The following is a 19948-nucleotide window of genomic DNA, read 5'->3' as shown; positions in this document are numbered from 1 at the left end:
GGAGTGTAACCGTGCTGGAACGGCTGTCATGGAAAAGACTGGTGCTGGAACTGGCGATGTGCTGCCTGCCGGCGCTGGTTCTGGGCGCGATATTCGGCTATCTGCCGTGGTTTTTACTGGCGGCGGTAACCGGGTTGCTCATCTGGCATTTCTGGAATTTACTCCGCCTTTCCTGGTGGCTGTGGGTCGATCGCAGCATGACGCCGCCGCCGGGCAGCGGAAGCTGGGAGCCTCTGCTGCACGGGCTTTACCAGATGCAGATGCGCAACAAAAAACGGCGCCGTGAACTGGGGAGCCTGATTAAACGCTTTCGCAGCGGCGCCGAGTCGCTGCCGGATGCGGTGATCCTCACCACCGAAGAGGGCACCATCTTCTGGTGCAACGGGCTGGCGCAGCAGCTGTTAGGCCTGCGCTGGCCGGACGATAACGGGCAGAATATCCTCAACCTGCTGCGTTACCCCGAGTTTACCAGCTACCTCCACAAACAGGATTTCTCCCACCCGCTCAATCTGGTGCTTAACAATGGCCGCCACCTTGAGTTCCGCATTATGCCCTACAGCGAACAGCAGCTGCTGATGGCCGCACGGGACGTGACCCAGATGCACCAGCTTGAGGGCGCGCGACGCAACTTCTTCGCCAACGTCAGCCACGAACTGCGCACGCCGCTGACGGTGTTGCAGGGGTATCTGGAGATGATGCAGGAGCAGAAGCTGGAGGAGCCGCTGCGCTCAAAAGCGCTGCACACTATGCGCGAGCAGACCTCCCGCATGGAGAGCCTGGTCAGACAGCTGCTGACGCTCTCGAAAATCGAAGCGTCGCCAGCGCTGGTGCTCAACGAAAAGATCGATGTGCCGATGATGCTGCGGGTGGTGGAGCGCGAGGCGCAAACCCTCAGCCACGGCAATCACGTTCTGCACTTTGAGATTGAACCGGATCTGGTAGTGCTCGGTAACGAAGAGCAGCTGCGCAGCGCCATGTCGAACCTGGTCTATAACGCCGTCAACCATACCCCGACCGGCACGGAGATTACCGTATGCTGGAAGCGCGTGCCGCACGGCGCGTGGTTTAGCGTATCGGATAACGGACCGGGCATTGCGCAGCAGCATATTCCGCGTCTCACCGAGCGTTTCTACCGGGTCGATAAAGCGCGGTCGCGTCAGACCGGCGGCAGCGGACTGGGACTGGCAATTGTGAAGCATGCGGTGAACCACCACGATGCGCGGCTTGATATCGAGAGCACGCCGGGTGAGGGTGCCTGCTTCTCCTTCATGCTCCCGGAGCGGCTTATCGTGCAGGCCAACTCTGCCGTTACCCAGGCGTAAAACGCCAACTTATCTTTCCAGAGGCCAGGTTTCTGGCCTTTTTGCTGCCTGTCATCAGAAAAACCGATGAACAGATTTCGCCGGCTGATGCTTTTTTAGTCGCATGATTGGTCGCAGCAAAGTCGTGAAAATAGCGTTTATCTCTGGCCTTGCTTCTGTAAATGGAATAATAGTCTGGTTTTACGATCCCACCTTGCCTTTAAACGTTATAAGCGTTTAAATTGCGCCCCTGTTGTTACCAGTCAGACTGTGATTGCGCGGTAAATCGAAAAACTATTCTCCACCTGCGTAATCGGGAAGCATATCCAGCTGTCTTTCAAGGTAAACACCACTTTTTCGCCACGTTACCGGTGAAAAATCTTTTTAACCACAACACCATATCCACGAGCCGTAAGAGTTTTATGACCCATCACTTAAAATCACGCGACATTATTGCCCTGGGCTTTATGACCTTTGCGCTGTTCGTTGGCGCAGGCAATATCATTTTCCCTCCAATGGTTGGCTTACAGGCAGGCGAACACGTCTGGACTGCCGCATTGGGTTTTCTGCTGACTGCGGTTGGTCTGCCGGTGCTGACGGTTGTCGCTCTGGCACGCGTGGGCGGCGGTGTTGACAGCCTGAGCACGCCTATCGGTAAAAAGGCGGGCGTGCTGCTGGCGACGGTGTGCTACCTCGCCGTCGGGCCGCTGTTCGCCACACCGCGTACCGCGACCGTCTCCTTTGAAGTGGGCATCGCGCCGCTGACCGGCACCGGCGTGGCGCCGCTGCTGATCTACAGCATCGTCTACTTCCTGCTGGTGATTGGCGTGTCGCTCTATCCGGGCAAGCTGCTGGATACCGTCGGTAACTTCCTGGCACCGCTGAAAATTATTGCGCTGGTAGTGCTGAGCCTCGCCGCGATTATGTGGCCGGCAGGTGACATCAGCGTCGCCACCGACACCTATCAAAACGCCGCGTTCTCGAACGGGTTTGTGAACGGCTATCTCACCATGGATACCCTCGGGGCGCTGGTGTTCGGTATCGTCATCGTTAACGCCGCCCGCTCGCGCGGCGTCACCGAAGCGCGCCTGCTGACCCGCTATACCGTGTGGGCCGGTCTGATTGCCGGCGTCGGCCTGACGCTGCTCTACCTGGCGCTGTTCCGCCTGGGTTCAGACAGCGCCATTCTGGTGGATCAGTCTGCTAACGGCGCGGCAATTCTGCATGCTTACGTGCAGCATACCTTCGGTAACGCGGGCAGCTTCCTGCTGGCGGCGCTGATCTTTATCGCCTGCATGGTGACGGCGGTTGGCCTGACCTGCGCCTGCGCAGAGTTCTTCGCCCAGTACCTGCCGCTCTCCTACCGCGCGCTGGTATTTATCCTCGGCGGCTTCTCGATGCTGGTGTCAAACCTCGGTCTGAGCCACCTGATTCAGATCTCCGTGCCGGTGCTGACCGCCATTTACCCGCCGTGTATCGTGCTGATTGTGTTAAGCTTCACCCGTCCGTGGTGGAACAGCGCGACCCGCGTGATTGCGCCCGCGATGTTCGTCAGCCTGGTGTTCGGCGTGATTGACGGCATCAAAACCTCGGCGCTGTCCGATGCGCTGCCGGGCTGGATGCAGCATCTGCCGCTGGCCGATCAGAATCTGGCGTGGCTTATCCCGTCTCTGATTGTGCTGGTCGCGTCCATCATCTGGGACCGCGTTGCGGGAAGGCAAGCGACGTCAAACGCGCACTAAGCGTGTGCAGTATTATGTCTAACCACGGGGTAGTCGCCCCGTGGTTTTTTTATTGTGTTGGGTGGTAAAGAAAAGATGGAAAAGGTGAACTCGCTTAAACGCGGTTTGAGCACAAGGCACATCCGCTTTATGGCGTTAGGCTCGGCGATCGGCACCGGGCTTTTTTATGGTTCGGCGGACGCCATCAAAATGGCCGGGCCGAGCGTGCTGCTGGCGTATATTATCGGCGGCGTCGCGGCCTATATCATTATGCGCGCCCTTGGCGAGATGTCGGTGCATAACCCGGCGGCCAGTTCGTTCTCGCGCTATGCCCAGGAGAACCTCGGCCCGCTGGCGGGGTACATCACCGGCTGGACCTACTGCTTTGAAATCCTGATTGTCGCCATCGCCGACGTCACGGCGTTCGGCATCTATATGAGCGTCTGGTTCCCGACGGTGCCGCACTGGATTTGGGTGCTAAGCGTGGTGATGATCATCTGCGCGGTGAACCTGATGAGCGTCAAGGTGTTCGGCGAGATGGAGTTCTGGTTCTCGTTCTTCAAAGTTGCCACCATTATCATCATGATCGCCGCCGGTATCGGCATCATCATCTGGGGTATCGGCAACGGCGGACAGCCGACCGGTATCAGCAACCTGTGGACCAACGGTGGCTTCTTCAGCAACGGCTGGCTCGGCATGGTGATGTCGTTGCAGATGGTGATGTTCGCCTACGGCGGCATTGAGATCATCGGTATCACCGCCGGGGAAGCGAAAGACCCGCAGAAATCCATTCCGCGCGCCATCAACTCGGTGCCGATGCGCATCCTGGTGTTCTACGTCGGTACGCTGTTTGTGATCATGTCCATCTATCCGTGGAACCAGGTCGGCACCAACGGCAGCCCGTTTGTCCTCACCTTCCAGCATCTGGGCATAACCTTTGCCGCCAGCATTCTCAACTTTGTGGTGCTGACCGCCTCGCTGTCGGCAATTAACAGCGATGTGTTCGGTGTGGGCCGCATGCTGCACGGCATGGCGGAGCAGGGCAGCGCCCCGAAAGTGTTTGCCAGAACCTCGCGCAAAGGCATTCCGTGGGTCACGGTGCTGGTGATGACCGTAGCGCTGCTGTTTGCCGCCTGGCTCAACTACATCATGCCGGAGAACGTCTTCCTGGTGATCGCCTCGCTGGCGACCTTCGCCACGGTATGGGTGTGGATCATGATCCTGCTGTCGCAGATTGCGTTCCGCAAACGCCTGCCCCCGGAAGAGGTGAAAGCGCTGACCTTTAAAGTCCCCGGCGGGGCCTTCACCACGGTGGTGGGGCTGCTGTTCCTGGTGTTTATTATCGGCCTTATCGGCTATCACCCGGAAACCCGCATCTCGCTGTACGTGGGCTTCGCCTGGATTGCGCTCCTGCTGGTGGGCTGGGTGTTTAAGTGCCGCCACGATAAGCGGCGCGCTGCACTACGCTAACCCCTGAAACCCCGCCGCGCTGGCGGGGTTTTTGTTTCCCCACTACGCTTTTCGACGCGCTCCGCCCCGTCTCTCCTCCCCAGGATCTGGCGCCAGTGAGGAGGGACGCGCCCGCGTGATATGGCAAGCTGAACGCATTGTTAATGATGGGGAAACGCTATGTTGAATGCCTGGCATCTGCCGGTTGCACCGTTTGTAAAACCGCAGCAGGACAGCGTGTTGATTACGCTCTGGCTGGCGGGAGACGATCTGCCGGAGCGCGTAACGCTGCGCCACGAATACGATAACGAAGAGACGTCGCTGCGCATGACCCGCGTTCGGCGCGGGGTGCCGGCGGGCGTAACGGCCTGGTGCGGCCGAATAGACCTCTCCCGCGGCCTGTCGCGCCGTCGCTACAGCTTCAAGCTGCTGTGGCCGACGCGGCAACGCTGGTTCACGCCCCAGGGACTCGCCGCGTTTCCACCGGCCAGTCTCGAACAGTTCGCCATCGACCTGCCGGACACCGGGCCGGAGTGGGTGGCGGATCAGGTGTTTTACCAGATCTTCCCCGACCGCTTCGCCCGTTCCCGCACGCGCCGTCCGGAGCAGGATGCGGTCTATCACCACCACGCGGCCGGGCAGGATATCGTGCGCCGCGACTGGGACGAGCCGCTCACCGCCGAGGCCGGCGGCTCGACCTTCTACGGCGGCGATCTCGATGGCATTACTGAAAAGCTGCCCTATCTGCAAAAGCTGGGCGTTACCGCGCTGTGGCTGAATCCGGTCTTTACCGCGCCGAGCGTCCATAAATACGACACCGCGGACTACCGCCACGTCGATCCGCAGTTTGGCGGTGACGCGGCGCTGCAGCGGCTGCGTGACCATACCCGGCAACGCGGCATGCGTATGATCCTCGACGGCGTGTTCAACCACACCGGGGATTCGCACCCGTGGTTCGATCGCCATCGTCAGTCGGATCGCGGCGCCTGCCACCACACGGACTCCCCGTGGCGCGACTGGTATCTGTTCTCCGACACGGGGCATGCCCACGACTGGCTGGGGTACGCCAGCCTGCCGAAGCTCGACTACCGCTCGTCCGGGCTGGTGGAGGAGGTGTATGGCGGGGAGGACAGCATTGTGCGCCACTGGCTGAAAGCGCCCTGGTCAATGGACGGCTGGCGGCTCGACGTGGTGCATATGCTTGGCGAAGAGGGCGGGGCGAAGAACAACCTGCATCACGTGGCGCAGATGCGTCGCGCGGCCCGGGAGGTCAATCCGCAGGCGTTTGTACTGGGCGAGCACTTCGGTGACGCCCGCGCCTGGCTGCAGGCCGATGCCGAAGACGCGGCCATGAACTATCGCGGGTTTACCATTCCGCTATGGGGTTTCCTGGCCAATACCGATATCTCTTACGATCCGCAGCAGATCGATGCCCGGACCTGCGTGGCGTGGATGGATCAATACCGCGCCGGGCTGTCGCATCAGCAGCAGCTGCGCATGTTCAATCAGCTCGACAGCCACGACACCGCCCGTTTTAAAACTATCCTCGGCAAGGATGTGGCCCGGCTGCCGCTGGCGGTGGTGTGGCTCTTCAGTTGGCCCGGCGTGCCCTGCATCTACTATGGCGATGAGGTGGGGCTGGATGGCAATAACGATCCGTTCTGCCGCAAGCCGTTCCCGTGGCGTGCTGAGCAGCAGGATCGCGCGTTATTGGCGCTCTATCAGCGGATGGCGGCCCTGCGCAAGCGCAGCCCGGCGCTGCATCGCGGTGGCTGCCAGGTGCTGTATGCCGAGGGCGATGTGGTGGTGTTCGTGCGGCTGTTGCAGCGTGAGGCGGTGCTGGTGGCAATCAACCGCGGCGAGGCGCAGCGCGTAACGCTGCCCTGGTCGCCGCTCACCGCTGAACGGACGTGGGCGTGCGTGGAAGGTGAGGGGGAGATTGCCGAACAGCAGATGACGCTGCCGGCCCTCTCGGCCACGGTGTGGCGCAGCCGCTAAAGCGTCTGGCGGCGCGCCTGGTCCATCATCTGCGGATAAAACTCCCAGAACAGGGCTTCCAGCGCGCCGTAGTGGGTATCGAGGTCATGCCATGAGTCGCGCAGCGCATCGAGCCGCGGGCGGCGGGTCGCCATGCCGTTGAGTACATTCTGAATAAACGGCATGCCGGCGTAGCGCTCCATCCAGCGTTCGGACCAGAGGTAGTCGTTGAGGTTCACGAAGCGCGGCGGCGTGTCCGGCAGATGCGGCACGATGCTGGCCTGGGCATGGGCGATAAAGTCTGTCAGCGGCTGGGACGGCGAGAGCTGCGCCCAGTGGCGCGACAGGAAATGATCCCACATCACGTCGAGGGTGATCGGCGCCACGCGGCGGGTATGCGGACGGAACCACGCCCTGGCCTGTTTGACCTGCGGCAGGTTATCGGTCAGGACATCAACGCGGCGGTGCATATGGATGCCCGCGGCGATCTCCGCCGAAAACAGCGTATCGGGGTTGCCGCGTACAAAATCGGCCAGCAAATTGCCGAGCAGCGAGCTTTGCGCCAGCTGGGCAAGATGCAAATGAGCAAGAAAGTTCATGGTTTAATCCTGTCCGTAATCAGGCTTAGGGTTGCAGCAAAAGCGCACCAGCACTAGACTAGGCCGCCTGTTTTTACCTCACGAGTCCCAGCCATGCGCGTTTCAGATTTTGCATTTGAGTTACCCGATTCACTTATCGCCCATTACCCGCAGGCGCAGCGTAGCGCCTGCCGATTACTGTCGTTGGATGGGCCGACGGGGCAGCTTGAGCATGGCACTTTCACGGATCTACTCGATAAACTCAACCCCGGCGACCTTCTGGTCTTTAATAATACCCGGGTGATTCCCGCGCGCCTGTTCGGTCGCAAAGCCAGCGGCGGCAAGATTGAAGTGCTGGTGGAGCGCATGCTGGACGACAAGCGTATTCTGGCACACGTGCGCGCCTCGAAAGCGCCGAAGCCAGGTGCCGAGCTGCTGCTGGGCGATGACGAGAGCATCAGCGCCACTATGGTGGCCCGTCACGACGCGCTGTTTGAAATCGCGTTTAACGATGCGCGCCCGGTTCTCGATATCCTGAACGATATCGGCCACATGCCGCTGCCGCCCTATATTGAGCGTCCGGATGAAGATGCCGACCGCGAGCTGTATCAGACCGTCTACAGCCAGAAGCCGGGTGCCGTCGCGGCGCCCACCGCCGGGCTGCACTTTGACGAGCCGCTGCTGGAGAAGCTGCGCGAGAAGGGCGTGGAGATGGCGTTCGTCACCCTGCACGTCGGGGCTGGAACCTTCCAGCCGGTGCGCGTTGACAGCATTGAAGACCACATCATGCACGCCGAATATGCGGAAGTGCCTCAGGACGTAGTGGATGCGGTGCTGGGTGCCAAGGCGCGCGGCAACCGTGTGATCGCGGTTGGGACCACCTCGGTACGCTCGCTGGAAAGCGCGGCGCAGGCGGCGAAAAACGACCTGATCGAACCCTTCTTTGGCGACACCAAAATCTTTATCTACCCCGGCTACCAGTATCGGGTGATTGACGCGCTGATCACCAACTTCCACCTGCCGGAGTCAACGCTCATCATGCTGGTGTCAGCATTTGCCGGCTATAAGCACACCATGAACGCCTATCAGGCCGCGGTAAACGCGCAGTATCGCTTTTTTAGTTACGGTGATGCGATGTTTATCACGTACAATCCGGCAGCGATAAACGAGCGCCCTGGCGCGTAATCATTCTGCGCCGCCGGCATCAGGCCGACGGCGTGTGTGTCTTAATCATCAGACTGTTTCTCTGATGTGGAGAATATTGTGAAATTTGAACTAGATACCACCGACGGGCGCGCCCGCCGTGGCCGCCTCGTGTTTGAGCGCGGCGTTGTTGAAACCCCGGCCTTTATGCCGGTGGGTACCTACGGCACCGTAAAAGGCATGACGCCGGAAGAGGTTGAAGCCACCGGTGCGCAGATTATCCTCGGCAACACCTTCCACCTCTGGCTGCGTCCGGGCCAGGAGATCATGAAGCTGCACGGCGATCTGCACGACTTCATGCAGTGGAAAGGCCCGATCCTCACCGACTCCGGCGGTTTTCAGGTGTTCAGCCTCGGCGACATCCGTAAGATCACCGAAGCAGGCGTTCACTTCCGCAATCCGATCAACGGCGACCCGATCTTCCTCGATCCGGAAAAATCGATGGAAATTCAGTACGATCTCGGCTCCGACATCGTGATGATTTTCGACGAGTGCACGCCGTACCCGGCCGACTGGGACTATGCAAAACGCTCCATGGAAATGTCGCTGCGCTGGGCGCAGCGCAGCCGCGATCGCTTTGATTCCCTTGGCAATAAAAATGCGCTGTTCGGCATTATCCAGGGCAGTGTTTACGAAGATTTACGCGATATCTCCGTGAAAGGTCTGGTAGAGATAGGCTTTGATGGCTACGCTGTCGGCGGTCTGGCGGTTGGGGAACCAAAAGAAGATATGCACCGCATCCTGGAGCATGTCTGCCCGCAAATCCCGGCTGACAAACCACGATACCTGATGGGCGTGGGGAAACCGGAAGACCTGGTTGAAGGGGTGCGTCGCGGTATTGATATGTTCGACTGCGTCATGCCGACCCGCAACGCGCGTAACGGCCACCTGTTCGTCACCACGGGCGTCGTGAAAATCCGCAACGCGAAGTATAAAAGCGATACCGGTCCGCTCGATCCTGAGTGCGATTGCTATACGTGTCGCAATTATTCGCTCGCCTACTTGCATCATCTCGACCGTTGCAACGAAATACTGGGCGCGCGTCTCAATACCATTCACAACCTGCGTTTCTACCAGCGCTTAATGGCTGGTTTACGCAAGGCTATTGAAGAAGGTAAATTAGAGCACTTCGTCACGGAGTTTTACCAACGCCAGGGTAGACCGGTTCCACCTTTGAACGTTGATTAATTTAATAATGAGGGAATTTTAATGAGCTTTTTCATTTCTGATGCGGTAGCAGCAGCTGGTGCGCCATCTCAGGGCAGCCCGATGTCTCTGATCCTGATGCTGGTTGTTTTCGGTCTGATTTTCTATTTCATGATCCTGCGCCCGCAGCAAAAACGCACCAAAGAGCATAAAAAGCTGATGGACTCCATTGCCAAAGGTGATGAAGTGCTGACCAACGGCGGTCTGGTTGGACGCGTAACCAAAGTGACCGACAACGGTTACATTGCTATCGCGCTGAACGATACCACTGAAGTGGTTATCAAACGTGATTTCGTCGCTGCCGTTCTGCCGAAAGGTACGATGAAGGCGCTGTAATTCCCATTATCAAAGGCAACTGCCGTGTTAAACCGTTATCCTTTGTGGAAGTACATCATGCTGGTCGTCGTGCTAATCGTCGGCCTGCTTTACGCACTTCCCAACCTGTATGGTGAGGATCCGGCTGTTCAAATCACTGGCGCGCGCGGTGGCGCCGCCAGTGAGCAAACGCTGAATCAGGTCCAGAACACCTTAAAAGAACAAAAAATTACCGCTAAGTCACTGGCGCTGGAAGAAGGCGCTATTCTTGCGCGTTTCGACTCGACCGACACTCAGCTCCGTGCGCGTGAAGCGCTGCTCTCCACGCTCGGCGACGACTACGTGGTGGCACTTAACCTTGCCCCGGCAACGCCGCGCTGGTTGAGCGCGATCGCGGCCGAACCGATGAAGCTGGGCCTTGACCTGCGTGGCGGCGTTCACTTCCTGATGGAAGTGGATATGGACACCGCGCTCAGCAAGCTTCAGGAACAGAATATCGATACCCTGCGCAGCGACCTGCGTGAGAAGTCTATTCCTTACACCACGGTGCGTAAAATCGATAACTACGGTGTCAGCATCGTCTTCCGCGATGCGGATGCGCGTGACGCCGGTGCCTCATGGCTGCGCAGCCGCCATCCGGATCTGGTTATCAGCAACGATGGCAGCGCCGGTATTCGCGCCGTTATGACCGATGCCCGCCTCAGCGAAGCGCGTGAGTACGCGGTGCAGCAGAACATCACTATTCTGCGTAACCGTGTGAACCAGCTTGGTGTGGCCGAACCGCTGGTACAGCGCCAGGGCGCCGACCGTATCGTGGTCGAACTACCGGGTATTCAGGACACCGCACGCGCCAAAGAGATCCTCGGCGCCACCGCGACGCTTGAGTTCCGTCTGGTAAATACCAACGTTGATGCCAGCGCCGCTGCTTCAGGCCGTGTGCCTGGCGACTCCGAAGTGAAGAAAACCCGTGAAGGTCAGCCGGTTGTGCTGTACAAACGCGTGATCCTCACCGGCGACCACATCACCGATTCCACGTCCAGCATGGATGAGTACAACCAGCCTCAGGTGAACATTTCACTGGATGGCGCGGGCGGTAACATCATGTCTAACTTCACCAAAGACAACATCAATAAACCGATGGCCACGCTCTTTGTTGAATATAAGGACAGCGGTAAGAAAGATGCCAACGGGCGCTCCGTGCTGGTGAAACAGGAAGAAGTGATCAACATCGCGAACATTCAGTCGCGTCTTGGTAACAGCTTCCGCATCACCGGTATCGACAACCCGAACGAAGCGCGCCAGCTGTCACTGCTGCTGCGTGCGGGTGCGCTGATTGCGCCGATCCAGATCGTGGAAGAGCGTACTATCGGCCCGACCCTGGGTTCACAGAACATCCAGCAGGGTCTGGAAGCCTGTCTTGCAGGCCTGGCGGTGTCCATCATCTTCATGCTGTTCTTCTATAAGAAGTTCGGCCTGATCGCGACGGCCGCGCTGCTCGCGAACCTGGTGATGATTGTCGGGATTATGTCGCTTCTGCCAGGGGCAACGCTCACCATGCCGGGTATTGCGGGGATCGTGTTAACCCTTGCCGTCGCGGTGGATGCGAACGTACTGATAAACGAACGTATTAAGGAAGAGCTTAGTAACGGACGTTCAGTGCAGCAGGCGATCGACGAAGGATACAAAGGCGCGTTCAGTTCCATCTTTGATGCGAACATCACCACGCTTATCAAGGTCATCATCCTGTATGCCGTCGGTACCGGAGCGATCAAAGGGTTTGCCATTACCACCGGTATTGGCGTCGCAACGTCAATGTTCACAGCAATCGTCGGTACCCGTGCCATCGTAAACCTGTTGTACGGCGGCAAACGCGTCAAAAAGCTGTCTATCTGAGGAGTGCGTTGTGGCACAGGAATATACTGTTGAACAATTGAACCACGGCCGTAAAGTCTATGACTTTATGCGCTGGGACTACTGGGCCTTCGGCATCTCCGCTTTCCTGCTGATCGTGTCTGTCATCGTTATCGGTGTGCGCGGCTTCAACTGGGGGCTCGACTTCACCGGCGGTACCGTGATCGAAATTTCGCTGGAGAAACCAGCGGATATGGATCTGATGCGTCAGTCGCTGGAAAAAGCGGGCTTTGAAGAGCCGCTGCTGCAGAACTTCGGCAGCAGCCGCGACATCATGGTGCGTATGCCGCCTGCCGAGGGCGCCACCGGCGGCCAGGAGCTGGGCAGCAAAGTGCTGAGCGTCATTAACCAGGCGACTGACCAGAACGCCGCCGTGAAGCGCATTGAGTTTGTCGGGCCGAGCGTGGGTGCCGATCTGGCGACCAACGGCGCGATGGCGCTGCTGGTGGCGCTGATCTCCATCCTGATTTACGTCGGCTTCCGCTTTGAATGGCGTCTGGCGGCCGGGGTGGTTATCGCGCTGGCGCACGACGTGGTGATCACCATGGGCGTGCTGTCGCTGTTCCAGATTGAAGTGGATCTGACCATCGTTGCCTCGCTGATGTCGGTCATTGGCTACTCGCTGAACGACAGCATCGTGGTGTCCGACCGTATTCGTGAGAACTTCCGCAAGATCCGTCGCGGTACGCCTTATGAAATCTTTAACGTGTCGCTGACCCAGACGCTGCAGAGGACGTTGATCACATCCGGTACCACTCTTGTGGTTATCCTGATGCTCTACCTCTTCGGCGGTGCGATGCTACAAGGCTTCTCGCTGACCATGCTGATCGGTGTCTCCATCGGTACTGCATCGTCTATCTACGTGGCCTCGGCGCTGGCGCTGAAGCTCGGTATGAAGCGCGAGCACCTGCTGCAGCAGAAAGTCGAGAAGGAAGGGGCGGATCAGCCATCCATCCTGCCGTAATTTCCGCGTCGTTATCGAAAACCGTAGCCTTACCGGCTGCGGTTTTTTTTTGCCTGCGGTTTTGCTCCTGACAGGATGCTGTCAGGAGGGGGGCGGGATACTGCGTCTTCGGGACTTCTCCCGCCATTACCGAAGGAACAGACAATGACTACGCTGATTAACTGGTTTGAAATTCCGGTCCACGACCTCGAGCGCGCCGTGACGTTTTATCAGGAGGCGCTAGGCGTGACGCTACGCCGCGAAACCGTCGCCGGCATCGAGATGGCGATATTTCCCCATACCAAACCGGCTACCGGCGGTGCGCTGGTAAAAGGTGAGCTGTTTACCCCCTCGCAAGCCGGGGCGGTGGTCTACCTCGCGACGCCGGACCTTGCCACGACCCTGGAGCGCGTTGCGGCGATGGGCGGCGCGTACAGCGTCGGGCCGGTGGTGCTGCCGCACGATATCGGTACCATCGCGCTGATCATCGACTGTGAAGGCAACCGGGTGGGTTTACATCAGCCTGCCTGAGTGCTCTGATACGGCTTTCTTTATCTGGGGCCAGGACCCGAGTGACCAGCCATGAGCCGACGTGCTGACCGCCTTTTTCAGATTGTGCAGATCCTGCGTAGCCGCAAGCAGGTAACCGCCGAGCAGCTTGCTGAGCGGCTGGCGGTATCAACCCGCACTATCTACCGCGACATTACCGATCTGTCGCTTTCCGGGGTGCCGGTGGTGGGCGAGGCGGGGCAGGGCTATCATCTGTTGCCGGGCTATCATCTGCCGCCGCTGATGCTGACCGCGCCGGAGGTAGAAGCGATGGTGGCCGCGATTCGCCTGGTGCAGACCTGGAGCGGGGCCGCGATGGCAGAGGCAGCAAGCCGCGCCGAAGAGAAGCTGTTGAACGTGCTGACCCCGGAACGGCGTGCGGTGGCAGAGCGCAGCCGCATTCTGTCGCCGGATTTCAACAAGTATCCGCAGGTGAAAGCGCACTTTGATGCCATCCATGCCGCCATCGGCGCGCTTGAGGTGCTGAAACTGTGCTATCAGGATGCGCAGGGGAAGGCGTCTGTGCGCCACGTTCATCCGCTGGGCCTGACGTTCTGGGGCGAGGTGTGGGTGGTGGTGGCCTGGTGTGAGGCCCGCAACGACTATCGCAGTTTTCGCCTCGATCGCTGTCAGGAGGTTGTGCGCACCGGGCGGCATTTCACCGAGGTTGCAGGGCGCTCGCTGGATGATTTTGTGCAGCGGCAACGCGCGCGCGGCATCGCTGCCGGGCAATAAAAAAGCCGGTCATCTGACCGGCTTTTCTCTGTCTGGCGTCTGCTATCAGAAGTTGTAGCCAACCACCAGGTACCAGCCGAAGCCGTTAGATTTAACAGTAAAGTCACCTTTACCGTCGTTGAAGTTCAGGTCCGCACCATCATTCCACTGGCCGCCGTTATGGAAGTAACGCGCCACGGCAGAGTAGTGCCAGTGGTCGTAGTTCAGCGACAGGATGTGGCTGGAGGCGATGGAGTTGCTGGTACGTGCGTGACGGCCATTCAGGTCGAGATGGTTGCTATCACCCAGATCGGAACCCCAGTCGAAGTTGGTAAAGCCGATATAGCTCAGGTTGCCGCCCCACAGCTCGGTGATCGGCACGAAGTATTTCACCTTGAAGCGGTAGCCGTCCCACTCGTTCTCGTTGGACGCGCCGTAGTTCTGCCACTGGTACTTGGCATACACGTTCAGGGAGAGGCTCATCGGCAGACCGGTTTCGATATCGGTACCCAGACCCATGTACCAGGTGCTCTGGCGATTCGCCTGGTTGCGACCCATGTCGTAGATGTAGTTGTTCGCGAAGTACCACTCTTTGAACGGACCAAACGCCAGGCTGGTGCCGGTCAGCTTGTCGATAGAGAAGCGCGGTTCGATCTCCATAAACAGCGGGGAGCCGTGATCCCAGATGCCGGTTGAGGTGGAGTCACCGCCAAAGAATTTCGGCGCATCAATGTAGCCATAAAAATCGAACCAGTCTTTTTTGGCGAACGCTTCATATTCCAGATAGGTATCGTTGCGCAGACGCGGCCCGAAACGGGTGTCGGCGCTCGCCACCACGTTGACGCTCTGGTGCCACCAGTCAGAAACGTATTCGTTGTTTTTAGTCTCCGCTGCGCTGGCAGAGAACGATCCGGAGAGAGCCAGCGCTGCGCCGGCGGCTAAGACGATTTTTTTCATATTTATGCCACTGATTAGAAATCCCTGACGGGAATAAGGAACCTGAGTGCAACCACAACCGCTACAGTTGTTTGACGCGCGACTATTATAGAAATCCCTGCTCACAAAAATATGTGTTGTTTCACATTCTTCTCATGCACGTAATCGATTGCGTTCACGTTTGCGTACATTGAACGGCAGGGATTCTACTCAGATTGTCGTTTAACGCAACCCAAAGGCGAGATCGTCTGGTTATGACCCGGTGGCAAAAGCGGGGAAGAAAGGGGAAAAATGTAACGAAACGGGCGGCGCTGGGCCGCCGGTTCTCATTATGGCGTGAGGGGCTGGATATCGTGAATGCGCACGAAGCCCAGCATCTCAGGGGTAATACCCGGCAGGTTCAGCGGAATCAGGACGTCGCTCGGTGCCAGGGTGCTGGCCGGCGCGCTGACCAGGGTATTCTGCACGTTCACTTCCTGGAAGCTCTCCGTGGTGCCCTGAATCTGTCCCCACTCAACGGTGGCGGTAAACGCCGGTAACGGCTCGTTAGATTCGCCGCTGATCTTCAGCGTGGCACGCGTCCCGTTGGCGTCTGCGGTGATGTCCTGCAACGACATGCCGAGCATGCCGATCTGGCTGTTGAGGCGCGCCGGGGTTTTGGCGCCCGGCAGCAGATACACGCCAGAGGTGGAGCGTTTGTTAAGGGCGTTTTGCTGGGTCAGCTTCACCGTCTGCTCGGTCAGCTTTGTCATCTCGTGATTAAGCGTTTTGACCTCGTTGTGCATCTGACGAACGTCGCTTTGCTGTGCGCAGGCGGTGAGCGAAAGCAGGCTGCCCACCATCAGGAGTTTCATGTAGCGTTTTGCCATTGTTGGATTCCTTCATTTATCAGGCTGTTATTAGAGTAGACGCTCGCTAAACGGGATGAATAGATCCTTTGTCTCAAAACGCTTCGTCTTTGTCGTGCCGCCACTTCGGGTTACACTAGACCTCAGTTTATCCATTCTTCAGGACGCGCTATGCATTGCCCATTCTGTTTCGCTGTAGACACAAAAGTGATTGATTCCCGTCTGGTTGGTGAAGGCTCGTCGGTGCGACGCCGCCGTCAGTGCCTGGTCTGCAACGAACGGTTCACTACTTTTGAGGTTGCGGAACTGGTGATGCCGCGCGTGGTGAAAAGCAACGACGTGCGCGAGCCGTTTAACGAAGACAAGCTGCGCAGCGGCATGTTGAAAGCGCTGGAAAAACGCCCGGTGAGCGCCGATGACGTGGAAATGGCGCTCAACCACATCAAATCGCACCTGCGCGCCACCGGCGAGCGCGAGGTTCCCAGCAAGATGATCGGCAATCTGGTCATGGAGCAGTTGAAGAAGCTCGATAAGGTGGCCTATATCCGCTTTGCCTCGGTGTATCGCAGCTTTGAAGATATCCGCGAGTTCGGGGAAGAGATTGCGAGGCTTCAGGACTGATGACCATGCGCGATGAATTCTATATGGCCCGGGCGCTGCGCCTGGCTGAGCAGGGAATTTTCACCACCCATCCCAACCCGCGCGTGGGCTGCGTTATCGTGCGCGACGGCGAGATCGTCGGGGAAGGTTTTCACTATCGCGCCGGGGAGCCCCACGCGGAAGTGCATGCCCTGCGCATGGCAGGTGACAAGGCGCGTGGCGCCACGGCTTACGTGACGCTCGAACCCTGTAGCCATCATGGCCGCACGCCGCCGTGCTGCGAGGCGCTGATTGAAGCGGGTGTCGCGCGGGTGGTCGCCGCGATGCAGGATCCGAACCCGCAGGTTGCCGGGCGCGGGCTGTACCGCCTGCAGCAGGCCGGTATTGAGGTCAGCCACGGGCTGATGATGAGCGAAGCCGAAGCGCTGAACCGCGGTTTTCTCAAGCGCATGCGCACCGGTTTCCCGTTTATTCAGCTCAAGATGGGCGCGTCCCTTGATGGGCGTACCGCCATGGCGAGCGGCGAAAGCCAGTGGATCACCTCTCCCCAGGCGCGCCGCGATGTGCAGCGCCTGCGCGCGCAAAGTCACGCTATTCTTACCAGCAGTGCCACGGTGCTGGCGGACGACCCGGCCCTGACCGTGCGCTGGGGCGAGCTGGACCAGCCAACCCGCGAGCGCTACGCCGAGTCAGAGGTGCGCCAGCCGCTGCGTATCGTGCTGGACAGCCAGAGCCGCGTAACCCCGGCGCACCGCATTGTTAACCAGCCGGGCGAGACCTGGCTTGCCCGCCCACGGGCGGATGAGCAGACGTGGCCCACCGGCGTTGAGCAGTTCATTGTTCCGGAGCATAACGGCCATCTGGACCTGGTGCTGATGATGATGCAGCTTGGCAAGCGCCAGATTAACAGTATCTGGGTGGAAGCCGGGGCGACCCTTGCCGGGGTACTGTTACAGGCCGGGCTGGTGGATGAGCTTATCGTCTATGTCGCCCCTAAACTGCTGGGCGATGACGCCCGCGGACTGTGTCGGTTACCGGGTCTTGAGACGCTGGCCGCTGCGCCAGCGCTGAAATTTAGCGAGGTACGCCAGGTTGGCCCTGACCTGTGCCTCCATTTGACGCATGCCTGAATACGGGCTGTAAAACGTAAGCAGCGTCATTAAGTTTGTGGTAAAATCCGCCCCCCTGTATGTGGGGGCCTGAACCCCATTAAGGAAAAGTATGAACATTATTGAAGCCAACGTTGCCGCTCCGGACGCTCGCGTCGCCATCACCATCGCGCGTTTTAACAACTTCATCAACGACAGCCTGCTGGAAGGCGCGATCGATGCGCTTAAGCGTATCGGCCAGGTCAGCGATGACAATATTACCGTGGTGTGGGTTCCAGGCGCATATGAGCTGCCGCTGGCTGCGCAGGCGCTGGCGAAAACCGACAAATACGATGCGGTTATCGCCCTCGGCACCGTTATCCGTGGCGGTACTGCCCACTTTGAATATGTCGCCGGTGGGGCCAGCAATGGTCTGGCAGGCGTCGCGCAGGCGAGTGAAATCCCGGTTGCGTTTGGCGTACTGACCACCGAAAGCATCGAACAAGCCATCGAACGCGCTGGCACCAAAGCCGGTAACAAAGGTGCGGAAGCCGCACTGACCGCGCTTGAAATGATCAATGTATTGAGAGCCATCAAGGCCTGATTTTTTTGTAAGGGGAATTCCGTGAAACCTGCTGCTCGTCGCCGTGCCCGCGAGTGTGCCGTCCAGGCACTCTACTCCTGGCAGTTATCCAAAAACGACATCGCCGATGTTGAATATCAGTTCCTGGCGGAACAGGACGTCAGCGATGTTGACGTTAACTACTTCCGCGAACTGCTGTCCGGAGTGGCGACTAACAGCGCATATCTCGACGGCCTGATGGCGCCTTACCTGTCTCGTCAGCTTGACGAGCTGGGTCAGGTCGAGAGAGCGGTGCTGCGCATTTCGCTGTATGAACTGTCTAAGCGTGACGATGTGCCCTATAAAGTGGCGATCAACGAAGGCATCGAGCTGGCCAAGACCTTTGGTGCAGAAGACAGCCACAAGTTCGTCAACGGCGTGCTGGATAAAGCCGCTCCGCAGATCCGCCCCCACAGAAAATAATCTCCAGGCCGGTTTTACCGGCCTTCTTCTTTCCTCCTGCTGAGGCATTTCACGTATGGCATGCGGTGAGTTTTCTCTGATAGGCCGTTATTTTGACCGGGTCAGAACCTCGCGGCGCGATGTGGAAACCGGCATCGGTGATGATTGTGCATTGCTCACCGTCCCGGAGAAGCAGGTGCTGGCCATCAGCACAGACACCCTGGTGAGCGGCACCCATTTTCTACCTGACATCTCCCCGCGCGACCTTGGTTACAAAGCCCTTGCGGTAAACGTCAGCGATCTGGCGGCGATGGGCGCCGATCCGGCGTGGTTAACCCTGGCGTTAACCCTACCTGAGGTCGATGAAGACTGGCTGGAAGCGTTCAGCGACAGCCTGTTTGAACAGCTTAACTACTACGATATGCAACTGATTGGCGGCGACACGACCCGTGGCCCGCTGTCGATGACGCTGGGTATTCACGGGTTTGTCCCGGCCGGACGGGCGCTCAAGCGCTCCGGTGCGAAGCCGGGGGACTGGATCTATGTGACCGGTACGCCGGGCGACAGCGCCGCCGGGCTGGCGATCCTGCAAAACCGGCTGACGGTGAGCAACCCCGCCCAGGCAGACTATCTGGTACAGCGCCACCTGCGCCCGACGCCGCGCGTCCTGCAGGGCCAGGCGCTGCGCGATCTTGCCAGCAGCGCCATCGATCTCTCCGACGGACTGGTGTCGGATCTCGGCCATATTCTGAAGGCCAGCGGCTGCGGCGCGCGTATCGATCTGGATGCGCTGCCTTATTCCGACGCGGTGAAAGAGAACGTCGAGCCGGAGCAGGCGCTGCGCTGGGCGCTGGGCGGCGGAGAAGATTACGAGCTCTGCTTTACCGTGCCGGAACGTAACCGCGGCGCGCTGGACGTGGCGCTTGGCTATCATGGCGTGCCCTTTACCTGCATCGGTCAGGTGATGGTGGCGTCGGAAGGGCTGCGCTACACCTGTCAGGGCGAGGCGGTGACGCCAGACTGGAAAGGGTATGACCACTTTGATACGCATGAAAAATAAAGACGTGGCGAAAGGCCGCCTCAGCCTGCGTAATCCGTGGCACCTGCTGGCCACCGGCTTTGGCAGCGGGTTAAGCCCCTGGATTCCGGGCACCATGGGATCGCTGGCGGCGATTCCGTTCTGGTATCTGCTGACCCTGCTGCCGTGGCAGCTCTACTCCCTGGCGATTATGCTGGGCATCAGTATTGGGGTTTATCTCTGCCACCAGACCGCGCGGGACATGGGCGTGCACGACCACGGCAGCATCGTGTGGGACGAGTTTATCGGGATGTGGATCACCCTGATGGCGGTGCCGACCTCCGACTGGCAGTGGGTTGCCGCCGGGTTTGTCATTTTCCGCATTCTGGATATGTGGAAGCCGTGGCCGATTCGCTGGTTTGACCGCAACGTGCACGGTGGGATGGGGATTATGGTGGACGATATTATCGCCGGGGTGATCTCGGCGGGGATACTCTACGTGATTGGCCATCACTGGCCCATCGGCCTCATCTGAACAAAAACGCCTCCCATCGGGAGGCGTTTTTT

Annotated in this window: 20 protein-coding genes; 17 read left to right on the top strand and 3 right to left on the bottom strand. The window is 59.1% G+C overall.

All coding sequences use genetic code 11. The annotated features are described in order from the left end of the window. Positions 1-11: 11 nt before the first annotated feature. The 4 genes from phoR (at position 12) to malZ (ending at position 6469) form a co-directional block, all read left to right on the top strand. Positions 12-1322 carry a phosphate regulon sensor histidine kinase PhoR gene (gene phoR / locus DW58_RS09215; protein ID WP_024550881.1) on the top strand — a complete coding sequence of 437 codons (1311 nt, stop codon included), beginning with the start codon at positions 12-14 and terminating at the stop codon, positions 1320-1322. A gap of 401 nt (positions 1323-1723) precedes the next feature. After that, a complete protein-coding gene (gene brnQ, locus DW58_RS09210; RefSeq protein ID WP_024550882.1) occupies positions 1724-3043 on the top strand; it encodes a branched-chain amino acid transporter carrier protein BrnQ in 1320 nt (439 codons plus the stop codon). Between the two features lie 75 nt (positions 3044-3118). After that, positions 3119-4492 (top strand): proline-specific permease ProY, encoded by a 1374-nt coding sequence (gene proY, locus DW58_RS09205; protein ID WP_024550883.1) that lies wholly within the window; start codon positions 3119-3121, stop codon positions 4490-4492. A 159-nt stretch (positions 4493-4651) separates the two neighbouring features. Further along, on the top strand, positions 4652-6469 hold the full coding sequence (gene malZ / locus DW58_RS09200; RefSeq protein WP_024550884.1) for a maltodextrin glucosidase: 1818 nt from the start codon (positions 4652-4654) through the stop codon (positions 6467-6469). Here malZ and acpH read toward each other — a convergent pair. Further along, entirely contained in the window at positions 6466-7047 is a 582-nt protein-coding gene (acpH, locus tag DW58_RS09195; protein ID WP_029592776.1) for an ACP phosphodiesterase, read from the bottom strand. The two genes, malZ and acpH, sit on opposite strands and share 4 nt — an antisense overlap. 93 nt (positions 7048-7140) lie before the next feature. Here acpH and queA point away from each other — a divergent pair, with 93 nt between their 5' ends. The 7 genes from queA (at position 7141) to DW58_RS09160 (ending at position 13888) form a co-directional block, all read left to right on the top strand. Then, positions 7141-8211, top strand: a complete 1071-nt coding sequence (gene queA, locus DW58_RS09190) for a tRNA preQ1(34) S-adenosylmethionine ribosyltransferase-isomerase QueA (protein WP_024550837.1) — start codon at positions 7141-7143, stop codon at positions 8209-8211. 78 nt (positions 8212-8289) lie between these two features. Beyond that, on the top strand, positions 8290-9417 hold the full coding sequence (tgt, locus tag DW58_RS09185) for a tRNA guanosine(34) transglycosylase Tgt (RefSeq protein WP_024550836.1): 1128 nt from the start codon (positions 8290-8292) through the stop codon (positions 9415-9417). Positions 9418-9438: 21 nt separating this feature from the next. Then, complete coding sequence (gene yajC / locus DW58_RS09180) at positions 9439-9771, top strand: preprotein translocase subunit YajC (protein WP_024550835.1); 333 nt, start codon at positions 9439-9441, stop codon at positions 9769-9771. A 24-nt stretch (positions 9772-9795) separates the two neighbouring features. Beyond that, positions 9796-11643: a protein translocase subunit SecD gene (gene secD / locus DW58_RS09175; protein ID WP_071789884.1), complete on the top strand. Its 1848-nt coding sequence runs from the start codon at positions 9796-9798 to the stop codon at positions 11641-11643. Between the two features lie 10 nt (positions 11644-11653). After that, on the top strand, positions 11654-12625 hold the full coding sequence (gene secF / locus DW58_RS09170; protein WP_024549835.1) for a protein translocase subunit SecF: 972 nt from the start codon (positions 11654-11656) through the stop codon (positions 12623-12625). Positions 12626-12769: 144 nt separating this feature from the next. Then, positions 12770-13135 carry a VOC family protein gene (locus tag DW58_RS09165; protein ID WP_024549836.1) on the top strand — a complete coding sequence of 122 codons (366 nt, stop codon included), beginning with the start codon at positions 12770-12772 and terminating at the stop codon, positions 13133-13135. 51 nt (positions 13136-13186) lie between these two features. Next, positions 13187-13888: a helix-turn-helix transcriptional regulator gene (locus tag DW58_RS09160; protein ID WP_024549837.1), complete on the top strand. Its 702-nt coding sequence runs from the start codon at positions 13187-13189 to the stop codon at positions 13886-13888. 45 nt (positions 13889-13933) lie between these two features. Here DW58_RS09160 and DW58_RS09155 read toward each other — a convergent pair whose 3' ends face one another. Then, complete coding sequence (locus DW58_RS09155) at positions 13934-14824, bottom strand: nucleoside-specific channel-forming protein Tsx (RefSeq protein WP_024549838.1); 891 nt, start codon at positions 14822-14824, stop codon at positions 13934-13936. A 308-nt stretch (positions 14825-15132) separates the two neighbouring features. Then, positions 15133-15672 (bottom strand): SadB/YajI family lipoprotein, encoded by a 540-nt coding sequence (locus DW58_RS09150; protein ID WP_024549839.1) that lies wholly within the window; start codon positions 15670-15672, stop codon positions 15133-15135. A 150-nt stretch (positions 15673-15822) separates the two neighbouring features. Between DW58_RS09150 and nrdR the strand changes: the two genes are divergently transcribed. From nrdR to pgpA, 6 genes are all read left to right on the top strand, one after another. Beyond that, complete coding sequence (gene nrdR, locus DW58_RS09145) at positions 15823-16272, top strand: transcriptional regulator NrdR (RefSeq protein WP_024549840.1); 450 nt, start codon at positions 15823-15825, stop codon at positions 16270-16272. 5 nt (positions 16273-16277) lie between these two features. After that, positions 16278-17381, top strand: coding sequence for a bifunctional diaminohydroxyphosphoribosylaminopyrimidine deaminase/5-amino-6-(5-phosphoribosylamino)uracil reductase RibD (ribD, locus tag DW58_RS09140; protein WP_024549841.1), 1104 nt, complete (start codon positions 16278-16280; stop codon positions 17379-17381). A gap of 91 nt (positions 17382-17472) precedes the next feature. Next, entirely contained in the window at positions 17473-17943 is a 471-nt protein-coding gene (ribH, locus tag DW58_RS09135) for a 6,7-dimethyl-8-ribityllumazine synthase (protein ID WP_024549842.1), read from the top strand. A 21-nt stretch (positions 17944-17964) separates the two neighbouring features. Then, a complete protein-coding gene (gene nusB, locus DW58_RS09130; protein WP_024549843.1) occupies positions 17965-18384 on the top strand; it encodes a transcription antitermination factor NusB in 420 nt (139 codons plus the stop codon). A 55-nt stretch (positions 18385-18439) separates the two neighbouring features. Continuing rightward, the gene (thiL, locus tag DW58_RS09125) at positions 18440-19423 is read left to right on the top strand and encodes a thiamine-phosphate kinase (RefSeq protein ID WP_024549844.1); all 984 of its coding nucleotides are present in this window, start codon (positions 18440-18442) and stop codon (positions 19421-19423) included. Beyond that, positions 19395-19916 carry a phosphatidylglycerophosphatase A gene (gene pgpA / locus DW58_RS09120; protein WP_029696535.1) on the top strand — a complete coding sequence of 174 codons (522 nt, stop codon included), beginning with the start codon at positions 19395-19397 and terminating at the stop codon, positions 19914-19916. The genes thiL and pgpA overlap by 29 nt, the downstream gene beginning before the upstream one ends. Positions 19917-19948: the final 32 nt, after the last annotated feature.

Source organism: Siccibacter turicensis LMG 23730, assembly GCF_000463155.2.
GTDB classification, from domain to species: domain Bacteria; phylum Pseudomonadota; class Gammaproteobacteria; order Enterobacterales; family Enterobacteriaceae; genus Siccibacter; species Siccibacter turicensis.
This window is presented reverse-complemented; position numbering and strand designations above follow the sequence as displayed.

What these genes read in the sequence shown, in the direction of transcription:
- brnQ (WP_024550882.1), top strand. Translation starts at nt 1,724, where the DNA reads ATGACCCATCACTTAAAATCACGCGACATTATTGCCCTGGGCTTTATG.
- proY (WP_024550883.1), top strand. Translation starts at nt 3,119, where the DNA reads ATGGAAAAGGTGAACTCGCTTAAACGCGGTTTGAGCACAAGGCACATC.
- malZ (WP_024550884.1), top strand. Translation starts at nt 4,652, where the DNA reads ATGTTGAATGCCTGGCATCTGCCGGTTGCACCGTTTGTAAAACCGCAG.
- acpH (WP_029592776.1), bottom strand. Translation starts at nt 7,047, where the DNA reads ATGAACTTTCTTGCTCATTTGCATCTTGCCCAGCTGGCGCAAAGCTCG.
- queA (WP_024550837.1), top strand. Translation starts at nt 7,141, where the DNA reads ATGCGCGTTTCAGATTTTGCATTTGAGTTACCCGATTCACTTATCGCC.
- yajC (WP_024550835.1), top strand. Translation starts at nt 9,439, where the DNA reads ATGAGCTTTTTCATTTCTGATGCGGTAGCAGCAGCTGGTGCGCCATCT.
- DW58_RS09165 (WP_024549836.1), top strand. Translation starts at nt 12,770, where the DNA reads ATGACTACGCTGATTAACTGGTTTGAAATTCCGGTCCACGACCTCGAG.
- DW58_RS09160 (WP_024549837.1), top strand. Translation starts at nt 13,187, where the DNA reads ATGAGCCGACGTGCTGACCGCCTTTTTCAGATTGTGCAGATCCTGCGT.
- DW58_RS09155 (WP_024549838.1), bottom strand. Translation starts at nt 14,824, where the DNA reads ATGAAAAAAATCGTCTTAGCCGCCGGCGCAGCGCTGGCTCTCTCCGGA.
- DW58_RS09150 (WP_024549839.1), bottom strand. Translation starts at nt 15,672, where the DNA reads ATGGCAAAACGCTACATGAAACTCCTGATGGTGGGCAGCCTGCTTTCG.
- nrdR (WP_024549840.1), top strand. Translation starts at nt 15,823, where the DNA reads ATGCATTGCCCATTCTGTTTCGCTGTAGACACAAAAGTGATTGATTCC.
- ribD (WP_024549841.1), top strand. Translation starts at nt 16,278, where the DNA reads ATGCGCGATGAATTCTATATGGCCCGGGCGCTGCGCCTGGCTGAGCAG.
- ribH (WP_024549842.1), top strand. Translation starts at nt 17,473, where the DNA reads ATGAACATTATTGAAGCCAACGTTGCCGCTCCGGACGCTCGCGTCGCC.
- thiL (WP_024549844.1), top strand. Translation starts at nt 18,440, where the DNA reads ATGGCATGCGGTGAGTTTTCTCTGATAGGCCGTTATTTTGACCGGGTC.
- pgpA (WP_029696535.1), top strand. Translation starts at nt 19,395, where the DNA reads ATGACCACTTTGATACGCATGAAAAATAAAGACGTGGCGAAAGGCCGC.